21 protein-coding genes are annotated in these 23,805 nt (G+C 38.8%); 9 read left to right on the top strand and 12 right to left on the bottom strand.

The features are described from left to right. Window positions 1-29 precede the first annotated feature (29 nt). The 5 genes from mgtE (at window position 30) to ABR854_RS13445 (ending at window position 4,846) form a co-directional block, all read left to right on the top strand. Entirely contained in the window at window positions 30-1,385 is a 1,356-nt protein-coding gene (gene mgtE / locus ABR854_RS13465) for a magnesium transporter (RefSeq protein ID WP_350265927.1), read from the top strand. An 89-nt stretch (window positions 1,386-1,474) separates the two neighbouring features. Beyond that, complete coding sequence (dtd, locus tag ABR854_RS13460) at window positions 1,475-1,927, top strand: D-aminoacyl-tRNA deacylase (protein ID WP_350265926.1); 453 nt, start codon at window positions 1,475-1,477, stop codon at window positions 1,925-1,927. A 48-nt stretch (window positions 1,928-1,975) separates the two neighbouring features. After that, window positions 1,976-2,236, top strand: a complete 261-nt coding sequence (locus ABR854_RS13455; protein ID WP_350265925.1) for a DUF8507 family protein — start codon at window positions 1,976-1,978, stop codon at window positions 2,234-2,236. Continuing rightward, the gene (locus ABR854_RS13450) at window positions 2,233-2,646 is read left to right on the top strand and encodes a putative toxin-antitoxin system toxin component, PIN family (protein WP_350265923.1); all 414 of its coding nucleotides are present in this window, start codon (window positions 2,233-2,235) and stop codon (window positions 2,644-2,646) included. The genes ABR854_RS13455 and ABR854_RS13450 overlap by 4 nt, the downstream gene beginning before the upstream one ends. Before the next feature lie 31 nt (window positions 2,647-2,677). Further along, a complete protein-coding gene (locus tag ABR854_RS13445) occupies window positions 2,678-4,846 on the top strand; it encodes a S9 family peptidase (RefSeq protein WP_350265922.1) in 2,169 nt (722 codons plus the stop codon). Window positions 4,847-4,945: 99 nt separating this feature from the next. Here the strand turns inward: ABR854_RS13445 and ABR854_RS13440 are convergent, their stop codons facing one another. Then, the gene (locus tag ABR854_RS13440; protein WP_350265921.1) at window positions 4,946-6,385 is read right to left on the bottom strand and encodes a sulfatase family protein; all 1,440 of its coding nucleotides are present in this window, start codon (window positions 6,383-6,385) and stop codon (window positions 4,946-4,948) included. Between the two features lie 214 nt (window positions 6,386-6,599). Continuing rightward, complete coding sequence (locus ABR854_RS13435) at window positions 6,600-7,967, bottom strand: Gfo/Idh/MocA family protein (protein ID WP_350265920.1); 1,368 nt, start codon at window positions 7,965-7,967, stop codon at window positions 6,600-6,602. Window positions 7,968-8,176: 209 nt separating this feature from the next. Here ABR854_RS13435 and ABR854_RS13430 point away from each other — a divergent pair, with 209 nt between their 5' ends. Together ABR854_RS13430 and ABR854_RS13425 are read left to right on the top strand one after the other, a co-directional pair. Beyond that, the gene (locus ABR854_RS13430; RefSeq protein ID WP_350265919.1) at window positions 8,177-8,974 is read left to right on the top strand and encodes an SDR family NAD(P)-dependent oxidoreductase; all 798 of its coding nucleotides are present in this window, start codon (window positions 8,177-8,179) and stop codon (window positions 8,972-8,974) included. Between the two features lie 35 nt (window positions 8,975-9,009). Beyond that, window positions 9,010-9,537, top strand: coding sequence for a DUF4833 domain-containing protein (locus tag ABR854_RS13425; protein WP_350265918.1), 528 nt, complete (start codon window positions 9,010-9,012; stop codon window positions 9,535-9,537). A gap of 56 nt (window positions 9,538-9,593) precedes the next feature. Here ABR854_RS13425 and ABR854_RS13420 read toward each other — a convergent pair whose 3' ends face one another. Both ABR854_RS13420 and ABR854_RS13415 read right to left on the bottom strand, forming a co-directional pair. Further along, window positions 9,594-11,573 (bottom strand): S9 family peptidase, encoded by a 1,980-nt coding sequence (locus ABR854_RS13420; protein WP_350265917.1) that lies wholly within the window; start codon window positions 11,571-11,573, stop codon window positions 9,594-9,596. 462 nt (window positions 11,574-12,035) lie between these two features. Beyond that, the gene (locus ABR854_RS13415) at window positions 12,036-13,400 is read right to left on the bottom strand and encodes an aldehyde dehydrogenase family protein (protein WP_350265916.1); all 1,365 of its coding nucleotides are present in this window, start codon (window positions 13,398-13,400) and stop codon (window positions 12,036-12,038) included. 212 nt (window positions 13,401-13,612) lie between these two features. Between ABR854_RS13415 and ABR854_RS13410 the strand changes: the two genes are divergently transcribed. Then, the gene (locus tag ABR854_RS13410) at window positions 13,613-15,421 is read left to right on the top strand and encodes a MutS-related protein (protein WP_350265915.1); all 1,809 of its coding nucleotides are present in this window, start codon (window positions 13,613-13,615) and stop codon (window positions 15,419-15,421) included. A 53-nt stretch (window positions 15,422-15,474) separates the two neighbouring features. On the opposite strand, the gene ABR854_RS13405 is transcribed toward ABR854_RS13410, so the two are convergent. From ABR854_RS13405 to panD, 8 genes are all read right to left on the bottom strand, one after another. Beyond that, the gene (locus ABR854_RS13405; protein WP_350265914.1) at window positions 15,475-15,822 is read right to left on the bottom strand and encodes a HopJ type III effector protein; all 348 of its coding nucleotides are present in this window, start codon (window positions 15,820-15,822) and stop codon (window positions 15,475-15,477) included. After that, window positions 15,822-16,598, bottom strand: a complete 777-nt coding sequence (locus tag ABR854_RS13400) for a gamma-glutamyl-gamma-aminobutyrate hydrolase family protein (RefSeq protein WP_350265913.1) — start codon at window positions 16,596-16,598, stop codon at window positions 15,822-15,824. The genes ABR854_RS13405 and ABR854_RS13400 overlap by 1 nt, the downstream gene beginning before the upstream one ends. Then, window positions 16,595-17,338 (bottom strand): hypothetical protein, encoded by a 744-nt coding sequence (locus ABR854_RS13395; RefSeq protein WP_350265912.1) that lies wholly within the window; start codon window positions 17,336-17,338, stop codon window positions 16,595-16,597. The genes ABR854_RS13400 and ABR854_RS13395 overlap by 4 nt, the downstream gene beginning before the upstream one ends. Before the next feature lie 134 nt (window positions 17,339-17,472). After that, entirely contained in the window at window positions 17,473-18,609 is a 1,137-nt protein-coding gene (locus ABR854_RS13390; RefSeq protein WP_350265911.1) for an iron-containing alcohol dehydrogenase, read from the bottom strand. 118 nt (window positions 18,610-18,727) lie between these two features. After that, window positions 18,728-19,429: a zinc metallopeptidase gene (locus tag ABR854_RS13385; protein WP_350265910.1), complete on the bottom strand. Its 702-nt coding sequence runs from the start codon at window positions 19,427-19,429 to the stop codon at window positions 18,728-18,730. 39 nt (window positions 19,430-19,468) lie between these two features. Continuing rightward, window positions 19,469-19,948, bottom strand: coding sequence for a D-glycero-beta-D-manno-heptose 1-phosphate adenylyltransferase (gene rfaE2, locus ABR854_RS13380; protein WP_350265908.1), 480 nt, complete (start codon window positions 19,946-19,948; stop codon window positions 19,469-19,471). Window positions 19,949-19,974: 26 nt separating this feature from the next. Next, window positions 19,975-20,958, bottom strand: coding sequence for a lysylphosphatidylglycerol synthase transmembrane domain-containing protein (locus tag ABR854_RS13375; protein WP_350265907.1), 984 nt, complete (start codon window positions 20,956-20,958; stop codon window positions 19,975-19,977). Between the two features lie 43 nt (window positions 20,959-21,001). Further along, a complete protein-coding gene (gene panD, locus ABR854_RS13370; protein WP_064198132.1) occupies window positions 21,002-21,352 on the bottom strand; it encodes an aspartate 1-decarboxylase in 351 nt (116 codons plus the stop codon). A 185-nt stretch (window positions 21,353-21,537) separates the two neighbouring features. Between panD and ABR854_RS13365 the strand changes: the two genes are divergently transcribed. Continuing rightward, window positions 21,538-23,757 (top strand): carbohydrate binding family 9 domain-containing protein, encoded by a 2,220-nt coding sequence (locus ABR854_RS13365; RefSeq protein WP_350265906.1) that lies wholly within the window; start codon window positions 21,538-21,540, stop codon window positions 23,755-23,757. Window positions 23,758-23,805 lie beyond the last annotated feature (48 nt).

Below are 23,805 nucleotides of genomic sequence, written 5' to 3'. Positions count from 1 at the left end.
TTGATAACTGATACTTGTTCACTGAGAAAATGACAACTTTCGAGCTAACCAAAGAGTATTTAGAGAAAATAGAAACCGCCATTGAGCAAAAGGATGAAACTATGCTCAAGGCTGAGATGGAAGAGCTATACCCTGCCGATATTGCCAGTATATTGCTCGAACTTGATGGTGAACCCGCTCATTATCTGATGACGCTCGTCGATACAGAAATGGGTGCCGAAATCTTGTCGCACATTGAGCCAGACGACCGCAAACGATTCATCAAAGAGCGTTTTACAGTCGAAGAAATTGCCAAATACGTCAACCTTTTTGACTCCGACGATGCTGTCGATTTACTCAATGAACAAACCATTGAGGTGCGTGAAAAAGTAATCGCCCTTATCGAAGACCGAGAACAAGCACGATTTATCTTGGATATGCTGCATTATCCAGAGGACGTAGCGGGTGGTTTGATGCAAAAAGAGTTGATAAAAGTAAATGCCAATTGGACGGTTAGTGAATGTGTAGAAGAAATTCGTCGACAAGCTGAAGATGTAGAGAAAGTTTATGCCGTTTATGTGGTTGATGATGAGCAGAAATTGAAAGGAATTGTTTCGTTGAAACGCATCATTTTAGCTCGAAAAAATACCAAAATTGAAAATATTTTTGATGAAGAAATAGTTTACGTAGAAACCACTCGCCCAGCCGAAGAAGTGGCCGAAATCATGCAACGTTATGACCTTGATGCAATTCCAGTAGTAAATACTTTGGGGCGTTTGTTAGGTCGAATCACGATTGATGACGTGGTCGATTTTATTACCGATAAAGCCGAAGAAGATATTCAGGTGATGGCGGGTATCACGGGCGAAGCCGAAGAAGATGATAGCGTTTGGCAGTTGGCCAAAGCTCGTTTGCCGTGGCTGATTGTGGGTGTAATTGGCAGTTTGTTGGCCGCCACAGTTATCGGAAGTTTCGAAGATGAGTTCAAAAAAGTAGCGGCACTGGCGGCTTTTATTCCAATCATGGGTTCGACGGGCGGAAATGTAGGTATTCAAACTTCATCCCTGATTGTGCAAAGTTTGGCCGAAAAGTCAGGACTAACGACCAGTTTGGGGCAGCGTTTGTTTAAAATTATCTTAGTTGCACTTGTAAACGGCATTATAATTGGCTCACTGGCAGGACTTTATATTTATGTCAGTGGTGAAACCCAACTGTTTTTTGTTGTGTGTTTATCACTGCTTTCGGTGGTGGTTTTGGCTTCATTTACGGGTACAGTCACGCCACTTTTATTGGATAGACTCGGCATTAATCCAGCTATTGCTTCTGGGCCATTTATCACAACAGCCAACGATATTATCGGTATTGGTACATATCTGATGATTGCTAATTTGCTGTTGCATTTGTAGGTTTTCAGACAATAGAAAAGAGACAATAGACAAAAGATTTTTTTAATATAAAACTGTTGACTGTCGTCTGTGGACAGTGGACTAAAACCATGATTGCAGTAATACAAAGAGTTACCCAAGCATCCGTAACGATTGATAATGAAATAAAAGGTCAAATAGGCTTAGGATTCATGATTTTGTTGGGCATTACGCACACCGATTCCCAAGAAGATATTGAATGGTTATCTAAGAAAATCGTAGGCCTAAGAGTATTTGGCGATGAAGAAGGCAAAATGAATCTCGACCTAAAATCAGTTGATGGAAATATTCTACTGATTAGTCAATTCACACTTCATGCCAGTACAAAAAAAGGAAATAGACCTTCGTTTATTGAAGCCGCTCGCCCTGAAATTGCTATTCCGCTCTACGAAAAAATGATTGCTCAATTAGAATTTGACTTAGGAAAACCCATCAAAACTGGCACTTTTGGTGCTGATATGAAGGTTTCATTGCTCAATGATGGCCCCGTAACGATTATTATTGATTCTAAGAATAGGATTTGATATTAAACTCGTATTATTTATCTTTGTTTAGTAAACACTTTACATTTTATGGGAGTAGCTATTCAACCACCATTTACGGAAGCTCAAATTGAGTTGCTAAGTTTGTTTAAAGTCAAACTCAACCAATCTGATATGCAAGAATTACGTCAACTTTTGTTGGAGTTCAAGTTCCGTAAGTTGCAAGAAAATATCGAGCAAATTACCGAAGAAAAAGGCTATACCGAACAAGATTTTGATAAAATGAAGCAGGAACACAATCGTACTTCGTATAAATCATATCGTAAACATCTTCAAAATAAATCTTTATGAGGGTCGTTATTGATACCAATCAGTTATTGACCTGTTTTTCTGCTCGTTCAAAAACGCATTGGCTTTGGCAGGCTTTTCAAAAGCAACTATTTGAGTTATGCGTTACTACCGAAATATTAGATGAATATGCTGAGGTTTTTGAGCAAAAGTATAATTTCGATGCTGCTGAATTGATTCTTGATATTTTAATCGAAAGCCCTAATGTAGTTTTTATTAAGGAATATTTCTTCTGGGAATTGATAAAAGTTGACCCCGACGACAATAAATTCGTCGATTGTGCTTTAATGGCGAATGCTGATTTCATTATTACAGAGGACAACCACTTTAATGTACTGAAAAATATTCCTTTCCCTAAAATAGAGGTACTATCACTGACCGAGTTTCATCAATTAATACTCAATAAACTTTAATTATTATCTTTATCACCCACCTCAAAGTTATATGAAAAACAAAAATCTCTTATTACTCTCATTCCTAATTCTAACAACCCTCGTCCAAGCCCAACAAATCAGATGGACGAAAGATGGCAATGCTTACACACGCACCGAAGGTGGCGAAGTGGTGGCTTATACTTTGCCAACGCAACAAAAAACGACTTTAATAACTAAAGCCCAACTCTCGCCCAAAGGAGCAGAAAAACCTTTGAATGTAAGAAGCTATACATTGAGTGCTGATGACTCAAAAGCACTCATTTATACGAACACTAAACAAGTGTGGAGATATGATACCCGTGGTGATTATTGGGTTTTAGACCTCAAAACCAATGCTTTATATCAATTGGGGCAAGGTAAACCTGCTTCGTCGTTGATGTTTGCGAAATTTTCCCCCGATGGCTCGAAAGTAGCTTATGTGAGCGAACATAATTTGTTTGTGGAAGATTTGGCAACAAAAAAAATCAAAGCCTTGACAACCAATGGCACTCGCCGAATGATAAACGGCACTTTCGATTGGGTGTATGAAGAAGAATTTGCTTGTCGTGATGGCTTTCGTTGGAGTCCAGATGGGAAAAGTATTGCTTATTGGCAAATTGATGCCACCAAGATTCGTGATTTCTTGATGATAAATAATACTGACTCGATTTACTCATATAACGTGCCAGTTGAGTACCCAAAAGTGGGAGAAAGTCCATCACCATATAAGATTTTGGTGGCAAATGTAGCTACTGGAAAAACCATAAAAATGAACATCGAAGGCGACCCGCAACAAACTTACGTGCCACGTATGGAGTGGGTGCCAAATACGAATGATATTATTATTCAACAATTGAATCGTAAACAAAATCAGAGTAAAATCATTATCTGTCAGGCACTTACGGGTAAAACTAAAACTATTGCTACCGAATCAGACGAGGCTTGGATTGATACAAAAGAGCGTTGGGCCGATGAGCAAGAAGGCTGGGAATGGCTAAAAGGGGGCAAAGAATTTTTGTGGGTAAGCGAGAAAGATGGCTGGAGACATATCTATAAAATGGATTTGAATGGAAAAGAAACATTGCTCACCAAAGGTAATTATGATATTGTTCATATTCCATTGATTGATGAAGCAAACGGTTATGTTTATTTCACTGGTTCGCCACAAAATGCACTGCAAAATTATCTTTTCCGCATCAAATTAGATGGTAGTGCCGAAATGCAGCCAGTTTTGCCAAATGCTCCCGCAGGAACGCATAATTATGTGCTTTCACCGAATGGAAAGTTTGCTCGACATTCGTTTTCAAGTGCGAATATTGCCCCAATGACCGAATGGATAAATTTAGCTGACCATTCACCATTGTCCGAAAAAGAAAGCATTTCGGCTAAATTGGCCAATTTGAAAGTAAACAAGCGAGTAGAGTTTTTCAAGGTAAAAACCGAAGACGGTATTGATATTGAAGGTTGGATGGTAAAACCTACTAATTTTGATTCTACGAAACGTTATCCAATTGTATTCAATGTTTATGGCGAGCCAGCATCTGCTACCGTAAAAGATACTTATGGAACAGGAATGAATGGACTTTATAATGGCGATATGGCAAAAGATGGCTATATCTACGCTTCGGTCGATAATCGTGGTACGCCACTGCCCCGTGGACGTGCTTGGAGAAAAGCCATTTATCGCAAAATCGGTGTCGTGAATATTCGTGACCAAGCGATGGCGGTAAAGGAAATCAGAAAATGGAAATATGTTGATACTACTCGTGTGGCAGTACATGGCTGGAGTGGGGGAGGGTCTTCAACTTTGAATTTACTTTTCCAATATCCTCAATATTACCAAACTGGTATTTCGGTGGCGGCCGTTGGAAATCAACTTTGTTATGATAATATCTACCAAGAACGCTATATGGGACTTCCACAAGAAAACCGTGAAGATTTTGTCAATGGTTCACCCATTACGCACGCTAAAAATTTGGTCGGAAATCTATTGTATATTCACGGAACAGGTGATGATAATGTGCATTACCAAAATGCTGAAATGCTTGTAAATGAACTAATTAAGCATAATCGCCAGTTTCAATTTATGCCTTACCCGAATCGTAGTCATGGAATTTATGAAGGAGAAGGAACTCGTAAGCACTTAAATACGCTTTTTACAAATTATTTGAAGCAAAATTGCCCTCCTGGCGGGAAATGATATAAGTGTTAGAACGCAGATTATTAAGATTTTTATGATGATGTATGATAATCATAATTAATCATAAAAATCCGCTAAATCTGCGTTCTAACATTATTTTCAATCAATCAAACCACTCGCTCTCACATTTTTGCCTTTTCTATTTGTAAGGTCATCGCCGAGGTCTTCTCTGGCTTCTTCGGCAATTTTTTGTAGTTCGGCTATTATTTCTGGATAAAGTTTTTGTACATCATATTGCTCCGATGGGTCACGGCGGAGGTCGTAGAGTGCCATCGGTGTCAGAATATCTTCGGGGGCTTTTCCTGCAAAACCATCATTTCCTGGCAATTGATTCATGTATGAGCGACCTTTGTGCTCAAAAACCAATTTCCAATTACCCATTCTCACAGCTTCTAATGAGTTTTTGCGATAATAATAGTAAAAAGTCTTTCGTGGACTTTCACTCAAATCTCCTTTGATTAATGGTAAAATATCAACACCATCAATTTTATTTTTCGGCAATTCTGTACCAGAAATTTGAGCAATCGTTGGTAAAATATCAATCGTTGAAGCAAGCTTATTGCAAACTACTCCTTCGGGTGTTGTGCCTTTCCATCGAATTATGCACGGTACTCTTTGTCCACCTTCAAAACTTGTACCTTTTCCTTCCCGAAATCCACCCGATGAACCTGCATGATTGCCAAAGTTTAGCCACGGACCATTATCACTCGTAAAAATCACCAGCGTGTTTTTATCCAAGCCATTTTCTTTCAAAGTTTTCATTATTTCACCTACTGACCAATCTATTTCCATCATCAAATCGGCGTAGAGACCTTGCTTGCTTTTTCCTTTAAATTTATCCGAAACGGCAATCGGTACGTGTGGCATCGAATGAGGTAAATACAAGAAAAATGGATTTTTTTTGTTCTTTCTGATAAAATCTACGGCCTTCTCGGTGTAGAGTGTCGTAAGCTTTGCTTGGTCGTCGAGGGTTTTTATTTCTTCTTTTTTATCATTATTCTGAATCAACGGCAAAACAGGGTATGTACTTGCATTTTGATTGGGAGTAGCTGGTTTTCCATCATAGTAAACTGGCCACATATCATTTGAGTAGGGCAGACCCACATATTCATCAAAACCGTGTTGGAGCGGTAAAAATTCTTTGTGATGTCCCAAATGCCATTTTCCAAAAATTCCTGTGGCATAACCTTTTTGTTTGAGCATTTCGGCAATTGTGGTTTCGTTGGAATTAATACCGTTTTTGCTGTATGGCATCAAAGCTCCCGAAATACCAATCCGATTTGGATAACAACCCGTGAGCAATGCCGCTCGTGAAGCACTACAAACCGCTTGAGCTGCCAAAAAATTAGTAAATCTTATGCCTTCAGAAGCCAGTTTGTCAATGTTGGGTGTTCGATAATTGACTGCACCATAACAACTTAAATCGCCGTAACCCATATCGTCCATGAAAATTAAAATGATATTGGGTGTTTGCTCTTTTTTAGGGCTACTGCTTTGTAATAAAGTGATGGCGAGAAGTGAAAAGAAGACTTTTTTCATAGATTAGGTGTTAGTTTTAGGTGTAAAAAAAGCTTCCCGAAAGTTGTATATTTCAGGAAGCTTGATGTCAGTAAGGACACTGACATCGGCGTTGGATTAATTTCCGATTGATACGGAATAGCCCGTGCGATTTAAGATTACTAATTGATGATTTTTTCTAAGAAAATCATTCTTCAATTTGAAATCCTTAATCGTCAATTCTAACTAACTGATTTTACACATTCCCTACTTCGGGGTGTTTCCACGGTCCACGATAGGGTCTGCGGAGTAAAGCATTTGCATCTTTATCGTTGACAACTTCTCGTTTTTTCGGGTCATAAACCAACGGACGGCCTAATTTCATTGACATATTTGCCAGAATACAACTGGCCGTTGAAATGTGTCCTTCTTCAATATCAGCAACTGGGCGAGTATTATTTTCGATGGCATTCAAGAAGTCCAACATGTGCAGACGAGTGGCAGGTGCGGCATTCAATTCGATGCGTTCTTCGGTCAAATCTTCTGGATATTTTTCTTTTTCATAAACCACATCTTTATCTATTTTCTGACCTTTGCCTTGCGGAACAAACGTATATTTCATGGTGCTTGCATAAAGCGTTCCTTTTTCGCCATACAAAATAAATGCCCATGGATAATCCGCATTGGCGGGTGTTCCCCATGAACGATGTTGCCAGACACAGTTTAGTTCATCATATTCAAAAACAGCCGATTGCGTATCAGCAATATTCGATTTCCCTTCTTTTTGTACATAAATGCCACCTTGCGAACTCACACGTTTTGGCCAACCGAGTTTGAGCATCCACCGTACAGTATCGAACATGTGGATACACATATCGCCCATGATTCCGTTACCGTATTCATTAAAAGTTCTCCACCAACGAATGTGTGGCAAACCATCGTACGGACGCATCGGAGCTGGGCCTGTCCACATTTCATAGTCGAAAAAGGCAGGAACTGGCTCAACTGGCGGGTTTCCGTTGTTTCTCATGTGATAATAACAGCACATTTCTACATGTGAAACTTTCCCCAAAAGTCCAGCATCAACGATATTTTTCTTGGCATCAATTAAGTGAGGCGTACTTTTACGTTGCGTGCCAACTTGCACTACCTTGTTATATTTTCGGGCTGCGGCTACCATTGCTTCTCCCTCGATAATATCAACACTGATGGGTTTCTGCACATAAACATTTGCCCCTGATTTCATGGCTTCGATAGCGTGCAGAGCGTGCCAGTGGTCGGGCGAGCCTACCAATACAATATCGAGTTTGTTTTCAGCCAATAGCTTTCTGAAATCGCCGTAAAGTTTTGGTATTTGCTTCGATTCTTGTCTTTTGGCTACCAAATCTCCTGCGGCTTTGAGCATATTTTGGTCAGGGTCGCAGAGGGCAACAACTTCAACTGAAGCTACTTGTATGAGTCGGAAAAGGTCACTTTTGCCATACCAGCCTGTACCGATTAAGGCGACTTTATAGGTTTTTGCGGGCGTAAAAACAGGTTTGGCTTGCGTTCCAAGTGTCGATAAGGCAATCGTAGCCGAAACTCCCTGAATAAATTTTCGGCGGTTGAGATTGAGGGTTTCCATTTGTTTTTATAGAGGATTGAATAAGATACGAATTGTATTATCCAAATATATTTTATAATCCGAACAAAGACAAATTATATAGATATAGAAGCAAAAAAACAGGACGATAATACTGAATGAAACAAAAATCTTGCGTAGAGTAGGGGAATGCTAAAAATGAGTTGTCTTTATTAAAATGGCTCGAAAGCCAACACACTTTACACAAAATTATGAAAAAACATACAGTTATTACAGGGGCAAGCTCGGGGCTTGGTCGAGCCTTTGCTATTGCCTTTGCCAAGCGTGGGCATCATCTTGTTTTAGTAGCTTTACCAAACGAAAATCTCTTAGAATTTTCCACAGATTTACACAAAGCGTATGGTGTAAATGCTGCCTATTATGAAGCGGATTTAAGTAATCGTTTAGCAATCGAAAACTTTGCTAATTGGTTGAAAAACAACAAAATAAGTGTTGATGTCTTGGTAAATAATGCAGGTATTGGTGGCTCAAAATCTTTCCAAGAATCTGATACTGACCAACTTGACAGAATCATTCAGCTTAATGTAAAAGGTACAGCAATTCTGACTCGAAGTTTGTTGCCTTTTTTGCTACAAAATACAGATTCATACATTTTGAATGTGGCAAGTATTGCAGCTTTTTCGCCGCTTCCATATAAAATGGTGTATCCTGCCACAAAAGCATTTATCTATTCGTTTTCGTTGAGTTTAGGTTCTGAATTGAAAGAAAAAGGCGTAAAAGTTTGTGTGGTAAACCCAGGTGCGATGCCTACCAATGAAGATATTCGAAGAAGAATAAAAACGCAAGGCTGGCTTGGCCGTATTAGCATAACAAGTACCGAATACGTTGCCGAAAAAGCAATAGAAGGTGCTTTTTCGGGTAAAACAATTGTAGTGCCAGGTTTGGTAAATTGGTTTAATTATTGGATATTTAAGCTTGTTCCGTGGTATTTCATCGAGCCACTCGTTAGTCGAACTATTCGCCGAGAATTAGTGGTATCAGCTTCTTAATAAATTACGTTATCAGTCTCTTGAAAAGCTACTCTATGAAAAAAATAAAAATATTTATAATATTGATAGTCAGTAGTTTACAGCTATTGGCCCAGAAGTTTCCTGCTCCCCCTGCATCACCCAATCGTTTGTTTTATATTCAGCGGAGTAATAATGCTCATACGGTTGTTTATGATGCCAATTTTGTAAATGTTAAGACACTTCATCATGAAAATCCCGTAAACGTATATTGGATTAGGTATGATGAAACAACACACACGCAAAAGCTAAATGCAGTAGAGAAAGCACTTGCTTATGGCGTAGAAACTGAGCGAAATGCCAAAGAAAAAGATAGTTTTGATGTAAAAATTGTAGCACTTAAAAAACGAATGTTGAAAGTAAAAATCAATGATTCGGGAAAGCCGATAGCTTTAATGCAAATAAATGGAATTGAAGGACAGTTATGCAAAGTTTTTGTACAACTTGAAAACGATGATGCTTTAAAACCAACCGTAAAATACATTGAACTTTTTGGTAAAAACCTTTCTACAGGCGAAGCTATTTATGAGAAGTTTGTACCGTAAACTATGTAAGAAGGAAGGCTTCGTTTCAAACGAAGCCTTCCTTACTCCTCCAAATATTATTTCTTCAAATATTTATTAAACCAAGCAATATATCGCTCGAAACGGTCTTTTTGATAACTCGGATTGGTAATTCCATGAAATTGGTCAGGATAAATAATCAATTCAGTTGGAATACCCAACGAGCGGAATGCCTGATACATTTGCTCGCTACCCACCGAAGGAACATTAAAGTCGCTTTGTCCAACCATAAACTGAGTAGGAGTTTTGATGCGGTCGGCTTTTAAGAATGGATATGAAAGGGCAATATATTTATCAAAATTCTTCCACGGAGAGCCTAATTCATGCTCATATTGCAAAATATATTGGTCAACACCATACAATGAAGAAATCAACGACACTCCCGCACCACTTGATGCCGCTTTGAAACGAGTATCAGTTGCAATCGTGTAGTTTGTCAAGATTCCACCATAACTCCAACCACCAATGCCCAGTTTTTCGGGGTCAGCAATACCATTTTGAACTACATAATCGGTTGCTCCCAAAATATCCAATACCTCTTTATTACCCCAATCGGCCGAAATAATTTTGCAGAAATCTAAGCCTCGTCCACTCGAACCACGGTAATTTACTGCCACAACGGCATAACCCGCAGCCGCCAACATTTGACGAGACATATCATAACTAAACTCATCTTGTGCCACTGGCCCACCGTGAATAAATAGTAAAGTTGGTAGTTTTTGACCTTTTTGTGCCGTAGCAGGCAAATAAAGCAAGTTTGAAACCGAAGCCCCATCTTTACTTTTTGAAGTAAAACCTTCAACCGTTGCCAATGCTAATGGTGCCAAAAACGCATCTTGGTGTTTGGTGAGTTTTCTGACAACCGCTGCTTCAATAGCATAAAGCTCGCTTGGTGTTTGTGGGTCGCTCATGCTCGCAAGCAAGTTTCCAGAAGTATGTCTTTCTATACCTGTAAAACTTCTATTTCCACCCACTAACTTGGTCATTTTACCATCTACCGCTGAAAAATTAGCAATGTATCTTGTACGGTCATCAGAAACAATGGCGAATATCGAAGTTCCGTCTTTGCTCCATCTTGGGTTACCAACTGGGCGGTCTAAAGATTTACTCAATAGTTTTGGTTCGCCACCATCTTTCGATATTGTACACAAAATCGACTGGTCGTACATGATATAACTTTCGGCCGAAGTGGTGCGTAAATAAGCAATTTGTTTGCCATCGGCACTCCATTCGTGGGCATAATCACGTCCTGTAAAAGTCGTGATTTGCTTCATAGTTGAGTTGGGTTTTGCATCAATTACCCAAATGTCGGTGTTTTCATTACGGTCGGGGTCTTCGGTGCGATTGCTGATAAAAGCGATTTGCGTTCCGTCGGGTGACCATTTTGGCGAAGTTTCATCGTAAATTCCCTTCGTAAGCGTATCAATTTTCTTGGTTTCGAGGTTATAAAGGTATAAATGCGTTGTTTTTTTCATTAAATAACCTTCCACATCTTGCTTGAAATGAAAACGGTCGATAACAATCGGTTTTGGCGATTTTGATTTTGCGGTATCAGCATCGTTTGTAATTACTAAGGCAATCTTTTTACCATCGGGCGACCACGCATAATCCGATAAATCACCTTTTTTTATATCGGTTAATTGCTTGGCTTCTCCGCCACGGCGGTCCATGAGCCAAATTTGACTTCCAGTTAAGCCTCCACGAGAAGAAGTAAAGGATAAATATTTTCCATCAGGACTCCAACGAGGTTTTGATTCTCCATCGGGTGAAAAAGTGAGTTGGATAGATTCTTTTCCATCCCACGATTGCATCCAAATATCAGAATTGCGTTTGTTTTTTACTGAATCAACACTCGAAAGTGAATAGGCTACCCAATTGCCTTCGGGCGAAATTTGTGGGTCACTCAAACTAACTTGGCGATATACATCCGATGGTTTGAGTTGCCTTTTGGCAGGAGCTATTTGTGCAAAAACACCCGAACTAAAGACTAAAAGTGTAAATAGTATTGTTTTTTTCATGCTTTGGTTATTTGTTGATTGGTGAAATTGTTGATTTGTTATTAGGAAACTGGTTACTGGTAAATTCTCTTTGCTAAGGAAAAGCCTGAAAGGCTTAAACTTGAATAGTAGTAGGCAACGCCTACGGAATGTTTATAATGTGATGATGCAACTCTGGAGGAGTTGAACATGCTATTGTGTTTTTGTTTAACCCCTTCAGGGTTATGAACTGCCTTCATTTCTTGTTTCCATAGGCGTTGCCTACGGCTATTCAAGTTTAATCCTTTCAGGATTATTTTACAATAAACGCTACCTTCGTTTCTTGTTTGCGTAGGCGTTGCCTACGGCTATTCAAGTTTAATCCTTTCAGGATTTTTAATTTTTATCTTTCGTTTCAGTAGGTTTTACCTACGGCTATTTATGTTTAACCCTTTTAGGATTTCAACTCATCATTCGTCAATCGAATCATTCGTCAATCAAAAATCAACCTCTTAAATGCCAAGCTTTTGGCTTCACAAATGCACGAATACCTGCGTGCGAGAGTGTAGCCCCAAAGCCCGAATGTTTACGTCCACTCCAAGGAAGCGGAGCCGAAACACGGTCGCAACAATTCCAATAACTGCTTCCTGCATTTACTTGTTTCAAGATTCTTTCAGCACGTTTTTTATCGGGCGTATAAACTGCCACCGTGAGTCCGTATTCGGTATCTTGCATTAATTTTGTGGCTTCTTTGTCGTCTTTTACTTTCATAATACCGATAATTGGCCCGAAAGATTCTGCCTGCATCACATCCATTTTGTGGTTGACGTTGGTCAAAACTGTTGGCTCGAAGTAATATCCATTTCCTACAATTCTTTTACCACCAGTAAGTAGCGTTGCTCCTTTTTTTACGGCATCTTGTACTTGTTTTTCGAGAAAATCTACCTGAGATTTTCGGCTCAACGCACCGATGTAAACACCATCTTCGGTTGGTTTGCCAATCTTGAAGCTTTTTACTTCCTTCACAAATTCCTCAACGTAGCGGTCATATACTTTTTCGTGAACATAAATACGCTCAACCGCACAACAACTTTGCCCATTATTATAGAATGCTCCATCGGCAGTTCCTGCTGCAACTGACTGAATATCAGCTACATCATCGGCCACATAGAGTGGGTCTTTACCGCCTAATTCGAGTTGGCAAGGCACCATTTTAGGTGCTACTTTTTCATAAATATAAAGTCCAGTTCGGTAAGAACCTGTGAAGAAATAGCCATCAAGCGGCATTGCTAAAAGTTGTTCACCTACTTCTTTTGCACCAACTGCCACCGCAAAAACATCTTCGGGAACACCCGCAGCTTTCAAAAACTTTTCAATTTTTAAACCAGTCAAAGTTGAAAACTCAGATGGTTTGTAGAAAACGGCATTTCCACCAATCAAAGCAGGAATAAAAACATTTACACCCACCAAAAACGGATAATTCCATGCCGAGATATTACAAACTACGCCCAAGGGTTCGTATGAAATACGTTCGGTTAGTCCTTCTTGCTTGGTCATTACTTCATCTTTCAAGTATTTCTGCGAATTTTCCACAAAAAACTTGATTCTTCCTCTGGCTCCGTTTACTTCATTACGGGCTTGTTGGAGTGGTTTTCCCATTTCAGAAGTGAGCGTTGCAGCCAATTCTTCGATATTTTCGGCCAATAATTCAGAGAATTTGGCGATGATAGCGATACGTTTTTTTAGATTAACTTTCGCCCAAGATTTTTGCCCTTTTTGTAAGGTTTTTAGTTTGTTTTTAAGGCTTTCGGCCGAATCTTCTTGTAAAGTAGCAATGATTTCTTCGGTAGCTGGATTGATGATTTGCATATAAATTTATAAAAGTTAAGTCAAATTTTTTGGACACAGAGTTGATAGGAGTTTTTCACAGAGTTTCACTGAGTTACTTTGTGAAAAACTTTGTGTAACACTGTGACCCAAAATATGTACGATTATGGACAAAAATAAGCATAAACTTTTCATTTATTCCTAAAACTCCGACATAGTTGGCTATTTTTGCGACAGATACAAAAATTGCTTGCATGGAAAAGACTTATCAAGAAAAAATAACCACATTACTTACCGAAATAACCACCTTAAAAAAGAAAAGCGACCAGATTTCGATGTACCGATTATTGCTGATAATTGGACTGTTGATTTTGGTATATCAGCTTTTTAAACTCAATGAAATCCTTGGCGGACTTTCAATTATTGGCGGCATTTTAGGTTTCTATTATTTAGTAAAGTACCACGAAAAAATTGATGCCGAGATTGATTTAAAAGAAACTACGCTCGCCGTGATTCAGAATGAATTGACGTGCTTAGAGAGAATTTCGGGAATGTATTATAATGGTCAAGAATACGGCCGACCAACGCATAATTTCAGTGAAGATTTAGATATTTTCGGTGAAGGAACGCTGTTTCATTTAATCAACCGAACAAAAAGTAAGTCGGGAAGTGATTATCTGGCTCAACAGATTTTGGGTGAAAATCAAACTTTTTCTATCAGTCAAAAACAAGAAGCGGCTAAAGAAATGGCGGCCAAAACTGACTGGCGTTTGAGCTTTTTTGCTTCGATGTTTAAGATTTCTAACGAGGAGCGAGGCGTGAGCAAAGTGCTGAATCAAATTGAACACCCACCAGTCTTGAAGCTGGAAAAGTTTATTGCAATTTATGCCAAAATCTTGCCCTTTTTGTGGGTAGCGGTCTTTGCTTCTGCTTATTTTGTGTCGCCATCGTTTGCTGGTTATGGAGTGGCGGCTTTGGCTTTGATAAATTTTAGACTTACGGGCATTAACCGCAATCACACTGAAGAATATTTTGAAACAGTGGCAGGAGCGGGGCGTTTGATGGAAAAATTTGGAGTAGCAACTGGCCTTATCGCTCAAGAAAATTGGCGGTCTGAAATCTTAAAAACGGCTCACGAACGATTGCCAATTTCAAAACTAAATACCAAAAATCCGATTGATGACTTTGTAGTGATTCTGAAAAAACTTGATATGCGACGCAATATGTTGGCTTCGCTTTTTTTGACTTTGGCTACTCCCTTTCAGCCAGTTCAGTTAATCAAACTGAGGGCTTGGCTGAAAGAAAATCCTGATTTTTTTGAGAAAATATTTGATGTAATTGGTGTTTTTGAACTTTATGCCAGCATCGGGAATCTACATTTCAATAAGCCTGACTGGTGTTTTCCTGCAATAAATAGTAGTAAAACTTTCAAATTATACGGGCAAGAGATGGGGCATCCACTCATCAATACCAAAAATGTGGTTTGTAATAGTTTTGATTTTGATGAACGAAATCGACTAACGCTCATTACTGGCTCAAATATGTCGGGCAAAAGTACATTTTTGCGTACGGTTGGGCTAAATATTATCTTGGCGTATGCTGGTTGTCCAGTTTTTGCCAAGAAAATGAGTGTAAGTGGCGGCATAAAACTGATTTGTTATATGCGAATCAAAGATTCTATTCAGCAAAATGCTTCAACTTTTAAGGCCGAAATTGAGCGAATTAAGCTCGTTCTGGCGGCAATCAATAATAATGAAAATGCTTTGTTTTTGATTGATGAAATGTTGAGAGGAACAAATTCAGAAGATAAGTTGGCGGGTTCGATGGCTTTGTTGGAAAAAATAGTGAATTCAAATGCGTATGCAATGGTAGCTACACACGATTTGCGTATGACTGAAATTTCGGAAGAGTATCCCGATGTAGTGAAAAATTATTATTTCGAGTATGCTACTGAAAACGGCGAATTATTATTCGATTATTTGATAAAAGAAGGCGTTTGTAAGAGTTTCAATGCTTCACTTTTATTGAAATCTATTGGCTTGCCGATTGGTGAAAACCTTTAAAAAGTAGGTGCAGATGTGGCACACCTCCGAAGGTGTGCCACATTTTGCTTACTTTACTTTTTCTCAGTTAGAGCGGTTCCTTCAAAAGAAATTCCTTTCCAACCAGTTTTCATAAAGTTTCTGATATTTTGGTGGTTCGTTGCGTCAGGATTTTCGAGAACATCTTTGTGGTAAAAATCACCAAAACAAGCGAGCGTTTGTTCTACCGAAAAGTTTTGAAGTTTTGCGAATGAAAATAATTTGCATGAACCCGAATTTTGTCCAGCTTCGTTGTGTAAATCTCCATTTTGGAAAGCCGTTGGCGTAAAATCATAGAGTGCTTCCACAACGGCCATAGTATCTGTAAATGCTACTTCTTGAGGGGTTTCGTTGAGTTTTTTTAGAAAAGAATCGAGTGTCATTATTGAATTTTTGATTGAATATTTTCGACGAAACTTTGTCGAATTTTATAAGAAAAATTATTTTGTTCAGCATTGATAATGCGTTCGGGATGCCACTGAATGAGCATTAAATAATGGCTTGGTTGGCTTCGACTTCGCTCAGTCACCGAGTCAGAATCTGTTGGGTGAGCGGAGCCGAACTCAAGAGTGAAGTCGTACTCCAAACCTTCCACCACTCTATCATCTGATAAGGCATTGATTTTTAGCGGTTTGGCAATAATATCAGCCGATTGATGATGTGCTGAATTCACATCTCCAAATACAATATTGGTAATTTTTGAAAGTTCGGAGTCGTGAATGATTTCTATGTTATGATAACGGTCTTTTCCTTCAAAATACTTTGAATGATTCTCTTTCCCAGCAGTAGGTAAATCTGGAATCAGCGTACCACCAAGAAATACATTCACCAATTGCAAACCTCGGCAAATGCCTAAAACTGGCACTTGATTTTTGAAGATATATTCACACACTTTCCATTCAAATTCATCACGGCGTTCGTCCATGAAATTTGGATTGCACAAATTCAAAAACTCAGGCCGATTATATAAACTTGGATGCACATCTTCGCCACCCGATAATATAATGCCGTCGCATTGCTCAATTTCGTGCAAATTGTTGAGTTTATAACCAAGTTTAACAACTTCGATGTGAGAATTGCCGACCAAAGCATTTTGCGACAAAATCCATTTTTCATAGATTGGATGTTTCTCTCCGCAATCTGTAATACCTATTTTCATTGTGGATTTTCGAGTGAGTCGTAGTATTTAAAAGTACTTACGAGTCCGTTTTCTGTTTTAAGATTGATATTATTTGCCTTTACATACTGCTCAACTAAAGGCTTTTTGTCTCCAAAAAGATTAAGAAAATTTTTGCCTCTCGGCAACTGCACCACCGATTCGTCTTTCAGAATAAAAAACTTAGAAGACTTTACAAATTCACCTTCATATTCACCAGAAGCTTCATAGCCAGTTTTTTCGGTATTAGAGCTATGCAAAACGCATGAATATTCTTTCAAGAGTGTATTTTTACTGATGTGAACAACTTCATAATAGGCGTTTTCAAACTTACTGAAATGATGCCCCATTATTGTAAATGCTTCAGGCTTGATAGCGATTGCATCTTTATTGATGTCTTCTACAATATAAAGTTCGTTTTTCTGTACATTAAAAGCCATCAAAAACTGCATATCTTTCCCACTTTCGGTGCTTATTTTTCCTTTGTACCACCCATTCTTAAAAAATGGTGTGCCTTTATAGATTTTTGTAAACTCTTGTTGGGTGTTATTTACCACATCTCTCGAATTATAATACGCCTGAAAAGTAGTATCGCCATTGTTTTTATTTACAACTATTCTACTGTCGCTACTTCCCGCAATTTGCATCTTCCTCAAAAAATAATCGTATTTATTATTGGTTATTTGCCCAAAAATTTGGTTAGAAAATAAAAATAAGAGAATAAAAGTCAAAGAGAGTTTCATGACAGTAAATGTTTAGAGTTACATAAATAAAAGGAGTTTTATGAAATATAGTTAACCACAAACAACACATAAAATTCGAGTATTTGTGGTGTCTAATTAATGTTTTTTTAACAAATTTAAACTATTATAACAAATTATAACGCTTCGAGGTAAAGATTCTTGAAGTCTTCTCTCGACACTGGTTTCGGGTTATTTGGGTGAGCAAAATCGGCAATTGCTAAATCGGCTAAAGTTTCGATATGCTCAGATTTTACACCAATATCTCGCAAACGGTGCGGAATATTTACTTTAGTATTTAGCTCAAACAAATACTGCACAACCGCCTCGCCCGATTCATCTTTCAAATCAAGCGTGCGAGCAATTCGGCGGAATTTATCTTCAAAACCTGCAATATTAAACTTCATTCCATACGGAATGTTTACTGCATTGGCTAAACCGTGATGTGTATCAAGCAAAGAAGATAGTGGGTGAGCCAATGAATGTACTACTCCCAAACCTTTCTGAAATGCCACGGCACCCATCAATGAAGCAATCAACATTTTACTACGAGATTCTAAGTCGGGTTTGTTGACTGCCTTTTCTAATGACTCATGTATCAAAGCAATTCCTTCCAGAGCAATACCATCACACATCGGATGCCAGTTTTTTGCCACAAAAGCCTCCATGTTGTGGGTGAGTGCGTCCATTCCCGTAGCTGCGGTGATAAATGGTGGCAAATCCATCGTAAGTAATGGGTCGGCAAATATGATTTTAGCGAGCAATTTTGGCGAAAAAAGAATTTTTTTCTGATGCGTTTCGTCGTCGGCAATGATGGCACTGCGACCTACTTCACTGCCTGTTCCTGCTGTTGTCGGAATCGTGATAAAATGCGGAACATCGTTGGTTACATAAACATCGCCACCAATCAAATCATCGTATTTGAATAAATCTTCTCGGTGATTGATTCTTAGTAAAATAGCTCTCGCTACATCTATTGCTGCACCACCACCGATTCCAATGATGCTATCACGCTCAGTGCCATAATAGGCTTCGTCTCCTTTATAGACATCTGATTTTACTGGGTTTTTATGAATATCGCTGAAAACTTCAACGCTGATACCTTTCGAGGATAAATCTTGAACAATTTGTTTGAAAAATGGCAAATTTGCCACATTTGGGTCGGTCACGACCAAAGGTTTTGAAAGATTATTGTCTTTCAGATACGCAGGAAGTTCGGCAACGACTCCCGCACCGAATCGGATTTTAGTAGGAAAATTGAATTGTGAAATCACTTTGTTGGCTTTTATTAGTTTGAGAGTGACGAAAATACAACAAAAAACCACGAATTCAACAAAAGGTCTGTTAAATTCGTGGTTTTGTAATACAATTCTCTTGAATTGTCAGAAAGGCTTAGTCGTCTCTTCTACCTAAGAAAATGCTTACATAGTAAAGTAAATTGGCTACTGCACCTGCGGCAGCTACTACGTACGTTAAAGCGGCCCATTTGAGAGCATCTTTTGCCATATCGTGTTCGCCTGTTGTTACTATTGAACGAGTTTCCATCCATTTCAAGGCACGGTTACTTGCATCATATTCTACGGGTAATGTAATGAGCGAGAATATTGCCAAAGCAGCATTTGCCACAATTAAAATCATCAATAACATATTGCCAAACGAGCTACCACGAGAAAGCATATATACTCCTCCGAACATCAAAAACATATTGGCAAAGTTCATGACATTTGTAGCAACGTTAACGGCTGGTACTAATGCCGAACGCATCTTGAGCGGTGCGTAAGCCATAGCATGTTGCACGGCGTGGCCACACTCGTGAGCTGCCACAGCAGCCGAGGCGGCACTTGCACCTGTGTAAACATCATAGCTGAGGTTTACGGTTTTATCGAGTGGGTTATAGTGGTCAGTTAATTGACCATCTACTTGAATGATTCTTACATCATAAATACCGTTATCGTGTAGCATTCGTTGAGCTATTTCTGCTCCTGTCATGCCATTTCGCAAACGTATTTGAGAATATTGAGCAAATTTACTTTTCAAGCGTCCTGATACTATCATGCCAAGTACCATAAAGACGATACCAATAATTATTATCATAATTTTTGTGTTTTTTGTTGAAAACTGTTTGTCTATCGACTAATAATTTTCTTTTATTTTCTGAATAATTGAGCTGGTTGAATACCCTTTCACCAACGAAATAGTTTTTACCTCGCCTCCATTGGCTATAACAAAATCTGAACCAACGATATTTTCGACCGTATAATCATCGCCTTTGACCAAAATATTCGGACAAAGTGTCTCAATTAACTCCTTTGGTGTTGGTTCGTCGAACAAAATGACAGCATCGATAAAACTCATCGCTGCCATCATGCGTGAACGTGCGTATTCATTTATCACGGGGCGACTTTCTCCTTTTAAACGTCTCACCGAAGCATCGGTGTTTAGGCCAAGTACGAGCTTATCACCTAAATTTCGGGCTTTTTCGAGGTAATCAATGTGCCCGAGATGTACAATGTCGAAGCATCCGTTAGTAAAAACGATTTTTTTGCCTTCAGATTGCCATTGTTCGATTTGTTGTTTAGCTTCTGTTAGACTTAATATTTTTGATTCGGTCATTTTTTGTAAAATATTCTAAAAATTTATTATTTAACCTCTCTCTTGGGCAAAACCAATGTTAATAAAAAAGCAATACTACCAAAAATAGCTACAAAGACCATCCCTTGCATGGCATGAAGGAATGTAGCGAGTGTGATACCATCTTGTTGTGAAAGTCCATAAAGCACTACAATACTTCCTACTAAAAAGTGATAACTTCCTATACCGCCTTGCGTTGGTGCTGCCATTCCGATTGACCCCATCACGAAAATAGAAAGTGCAGCCAATGGCGAAAGGTTAGCTGTTTCGGGCAATGCAAAGCAAAGAACGTAAGTCATAACGAAGTACATTGTCCAAATCAGAATTGTATGGAAGATAAATGCCGAAGGATTTTTAAGGTTTCTGACACTCATAAAACCACTGGCAAAACCACCGATTATTTTAGCAACTTTCTGATAAAGAGCATTTTGTGCGATTTTCTCTTGATTTTTCTTGAATAAAAAATAAGCCACTACAAGTAAGCCGATTCCTACTAAAGCATAGCTGCCGAGTAGGAGCGGATTTTTGAATTTTTCGCCAAAAAAATTAAAGAAAACGTCTTTCAGACGGTCGAATTCGAGAATAAAATTCAAGAAAATCAATAATAAAAGTACCAAAACATCAATCAAACGCTCAGCTATTACTGCTCCAAACGATTTTTCAAATGGAATATCTTCTAATTTATTAAGTGTTCCGCAACGAGCCACTTCACCCGCTCTTGGAAAGATTAAATTTGCTCCATAACCTACTAAAACCGCCAATGTTGTACGAAAAACCGAAGGTTTATAGCCCATCGGCTCAAGCATCAAAACCCAACGATAAGCTCTACTCCAATGTGCCACCAAAGCCAAAACGGCCGAAAGGGCTACCCAGCGATAATCGGCTTGTTTTATTTTTTCCCAGAGGGTGTTTAGGTCGATGTCTTTGAACGTAAACCAAACCAAAACAGCGGCAACTGTCAGTGAGATAAGGTACTGGAGTGTTTTTTTCATTAAAAAGAGGTTTTATGTACAATTCTGGAGAATTGTGCTACAATTATTTTACTACCAAGTTATTTTCGTCAGGAAAAACAATCATTGGCTTGTGAGTTTTTGCTTCTTCTTGGGTCATCCAAGCATAAGAAATAATAATTACAATGTCGCCCACTTCGGCTTTGCGAGCGGCGGCTCCGTTCAGACAAATAATACCTGAGCCGCGTTTACCTTTGATAGCATAAGTTTCCAGACGCTCACCATTATTATTGTTTACGACTTGTACTCGCTCATTTTCCATGATTCCTGCGGCATCGAGCAAATCTTCGTCGATAGTGATGCTCCCTACATAATTGAGTTCGGCTTGAGTGACTTTCACTCGGTGGATTTTTGATTTGAAAATATTGACTAACATCTGTCTGAATTTACGATTATACGAATTACGATTTACGACTGAGTCGCCCGAGCGATGATTTATATTTTAAATCTTCAAACGGACTGCAAAATTATAAAATTGCTTGTGAAAGAAACATTTGGCACAACAATAAAATTCAGATTAAATTTTTTAATTAGTTTTGTGGTGAAAAAGCTTATTACGAAATGATAAAAAAACTACTCCTCTTTGTTTTTGTAGCCACTACCTCTATTGCCTTTGCTCAGGATGCCAGTATTTTTGAACCAGATTCGATTAAGAAAAAAATTGAAGCCTCTCCGATTCGTACTTCACTTCGCATTGACGGAGTGATGAATGATGCCGAATGGCGAAAAGTAAAACCAACATCGGGCTTTACTCAAATCGAACCCTTTCAAGGCAAAAAGCCTACGCATGACACCGAAGTAAAGGTGCTTTACAATAAACAATACCTCTACTTTGGTATTTTCGCTAAAGATTCTTTGGGCAAAAAGGCCATTCGTGCTACCGATTTTAAGCGTGATTTTAGCTTTCGCCAGCATGATATGGTAGCCTTATCGTTTGATGGATTCAATGATAAACGCAATGCCATGGTTTTGGTAACGAATCCGTATGGTGTACAGCGTGATTTACTTTCGTTCGATGACCTCTACTACGATGTCGATTGGGATGGGCTTTGGCGAGTACGTACCACTCGCACCGATTCGGGCTGGGTGGCAGAAATGGCTATTCCGTGGCAAACGTTGCGTTATCCGAAAACTTCTGATAGCCTACATACGTGGGGATTTAATGTTTTCCGTAGCCGCCGAATGAGCAACGAACAAACGGCTTTTTCGCCGTATCCTCGTACATTTTCTAATCTACGCATGACCTATGCGGGAGAACTGAAAAATCTTCAGCCACCACCGCCATCGCCTAATATCCGAATTCAACCTTATTTCTTGACTTCGTACGACCAATATAGTGGTCAAAAAATACCGAAACCGACCGAAACAAATTTTAAATTGGGCGGAGAACTAAAATGGGCGATTAACTCAAATGCCGTTTTAGACCTTACGACCAATACTGATTTTGCCCAAGCCGATGCCGACCGCCAAGTGAATAACGTTACCCGTTTTTCGGTGTTTTTTCCTGAAAGGCGTCAATTTTTCCTTGAAAATGCGTCCCTTTTTGGTGTGGGTGTAGGGCCTAATGATGATTTATCGGGTGGAACGATGCGTGTACAACCTTTTTTTAGTAGAAGAATTGGCTTAGATGATTTCGGGAATCCGATTCCGATTGATGCAGGTGGACGTTTTGTGTATCGTTCATTGAAGCGAAATTTTGGAGTAATTGCGATGCGTCAGCGTGGCGTAGGAGAGACTCCAGCAACCAACTTTTTTGTTGGGCGTTTTTCTGAAAACTTTGGCGAACAAAGCCGTGTTGGTGGACTCGTAACAGTGAAAAATCGTCCAGAAGGCTCAAATATTGTTGGTACGGTTGATGGATTTTTCCGTTTGAATCAATTGCATTCGGTCAATGCGATGGCTACTTACTCGAAAACAACTAATACTGGGCAGCAAGGTTTTTCGGGTTTTGCTCAATATTATTTTACGAATAATCAGTTTAAAGTTTGGTGGACACAGTCGGTTGTTACGAAAGATTATAATCCTGAATTGGGTTTTGTTTCACGTACCGATGTCATTGGCACAACCCCAGGGATTTTTATTTATAACCGTGGAAATTGGTTACCGAAAAAATACATTCGTGCATTCGAGCCTGGAATCATGACGGAGTTTTATCACCAAGCTTCAACGGGGCAGTTGATAGAACGCCAAATCAATATTAATCCTATTTGGTTTAATTTTCAGAATGGTGGATTTTTCGGATATTTGGTTAACCCAACTTTTCAGCGTTTGAATGAGCCATTTCAACCATTAGGCGTAACAATTGACGTGGGTGATTTTAATTATGTTCGCCATCAAATTTTTGCGAGTTCCGACCCTTCAAAAATTATTAATGTTGTAGTTGACCACAGTTGGGGAACGTATTTTGACGGAAAACTTAACTCAACCGATATTAAATTACAATTTGCACCAATTCCGCATGTTTCGGTTGTAGGGCGTTATAATCGAAATGGTTTTAAAGACGTTGGCGATGCAATTGATGGCAAAAAAGTTGATTTGTATTCAATCGAAGGACGTTTTGCTCTTAACCCAAGAGTACAATTGATTGGTTTTTACCAGCAAAATTCGGAGAATAATTCAAAAAATTATAACATTCGTTTATCGTGGGAATACCAACCTTTATCGTATATTTATGTAGTTTTTAATCGCCGAGGATTCAATAATGTAAATGAGCCAAGCGATATTCGTTACGAAAAAGAAAGTCATGTAATTGCTAAAATTAGCTATTTGAAGCAGTTTTAAACAGTAAAATATTCAACGACAATATAATTTATTCAACCTAAAATCAAC

The organism is Emticicia sp. W12TSBA100-4 (genome assembly GCF_040253585.1).
GTDB lineage: Bacteria > Bacteroidota > Bacteroidia > Cytophagales > Spirosomataceae > Emticicia.
The sequence above is the reverse complement of the archived record's forward strand: the minus strand, read 5'-3'. Positions and strand labels throughout refer to the sequence as shown.

Coding starts and splice junctions, on each gene's coding strand:
- mgtE (WP_350265927.1), top strand. CDS start 30: ATGACAACTTTCGAGCTAACCAAAGAGTATTTAGAGAAAATAGAAACC.
- dtd (WP_350265926.1), top strand. CDS start 1,475: ATGATTGCAGTAATACAAAGAGTTACCCAAGCATCCGTAACGATTGAT.
- ABR854_RS13455 (WP_350265925.1), top strand. CDS start 1,976: ATGGGAGTAGCTATTCAACCACCATTTACGGAAGCTCAAATTGAGTTG.
- ABR854_RS13450 (WP_350265923.1), top strand. CDS start 2,233: ATGAGGGTCGTTATTGATACCAATCAGTTATTGACCTGTTTTTCTGCT.
- ABR854_RS13445 (WP_350265922.1), top strand. CDS start 2,678: ATGAAAAACAAAAATCTCTTATTACTCTCATTCCTAATTCTAACAACC.
- ABR854_RS13440 (WP_350265921.1), bottom strand. CDS start 6,385: ATGAAAAAAGTCTTCTTTTCACTTCTCGCCATCACTTTATTACAAAGC.
- ABR854_RS13435 (WP_350265920.1), bottom strand. CDS start 7,967: ATGGAAACCCTCAATCTCAACCGCCGAAAATTTATTCAGGGAGTTTCG.
- ABR854_RS13430 (WP_350265919.1), top strand. CDS start 8,177: ATGAAAAAACATACAGTTATTACAGGGGCAAGCTCGGGGCTTGGTCGA.
- ABR854_RS13425 (WP_350265918.1), top strand. CDS start 9,010: ATGAAAAAAATAAAAATATTTATAATATTGATAGTCAGTAGTTTACAG.
- ABR854_RS13420 (WP_350265917.1), bottom strand. CDS start 11,573: ATGAAAAAAACAATACTATTTACACTTTTAGTCTTTAGTTCGGGTGTT.
- ABR854_RS13415 (WP_350265916.1), bottom strand. CDS start 13,400: ATGCAAATCATCAATCCAGCTACCGAAGAAATCATTGCTACTTTACAA.
- ABR854_RS13410 (WP_350265915.1), top strand. CDS start 13,613: ATGGAAAAGACTTATCAAGAAAAAATAACCACATTACTTACCGAAATA.
- ABR854_RS13405 (WP_350265914.1), bottom strand. CDS start 15,822: ATGACACTCGATTCTTTTCTAAAAAAACTCAACGAAACCCCTCAAGAA.
- ABR854_RS13400 (WP_350265913.1), bottom strand. CDS start 16,598: ATGAAAATAGGTATTACAGATTGCGGAGAGAAACATCCAATCTATGAA.
- ABR854_RS13395 (WP_350265912.1), bottom strand. CDS start 17,338: ATGAAACTCTCTTTGACTTTTATTCTCTTATTTTTATTTTCTAACCAA.
- ABR854_RS13385 (WP_350265910.1), bottom strand. CDS start 19,429: ATGATAATAATTATTGGTATCGTCTTTATGGTACTTGGCATGATAGTA.
- rfaE2 (WP_350265908.1), bottom strand. CDS start 19,948: ATGACCGAATCAAAAATATTAAGTCTAACAGAAGCTAAACAACAAATC.
- ABR854_RS13375 (WP_350265907.1), bottom strand. CDS start 20,958: ATGAAAAAAACACTCCAGTACCTTATCTCACTGACAGTTGCCGCTGTT.
- panD (WP_064198132.1), bottom strand. CDS start 21,352: ATGTTAGTCAATATTTTCAAATCAAAAATCCACCGAGTGAAAGTCACT.
- ABR854_RS13365 (WP_350265906.1), top strand. CDS start 21,538: ATGATAAAAAAACTACTCCTCTTTGTTTTTGTAGCCACTACCTCTATT.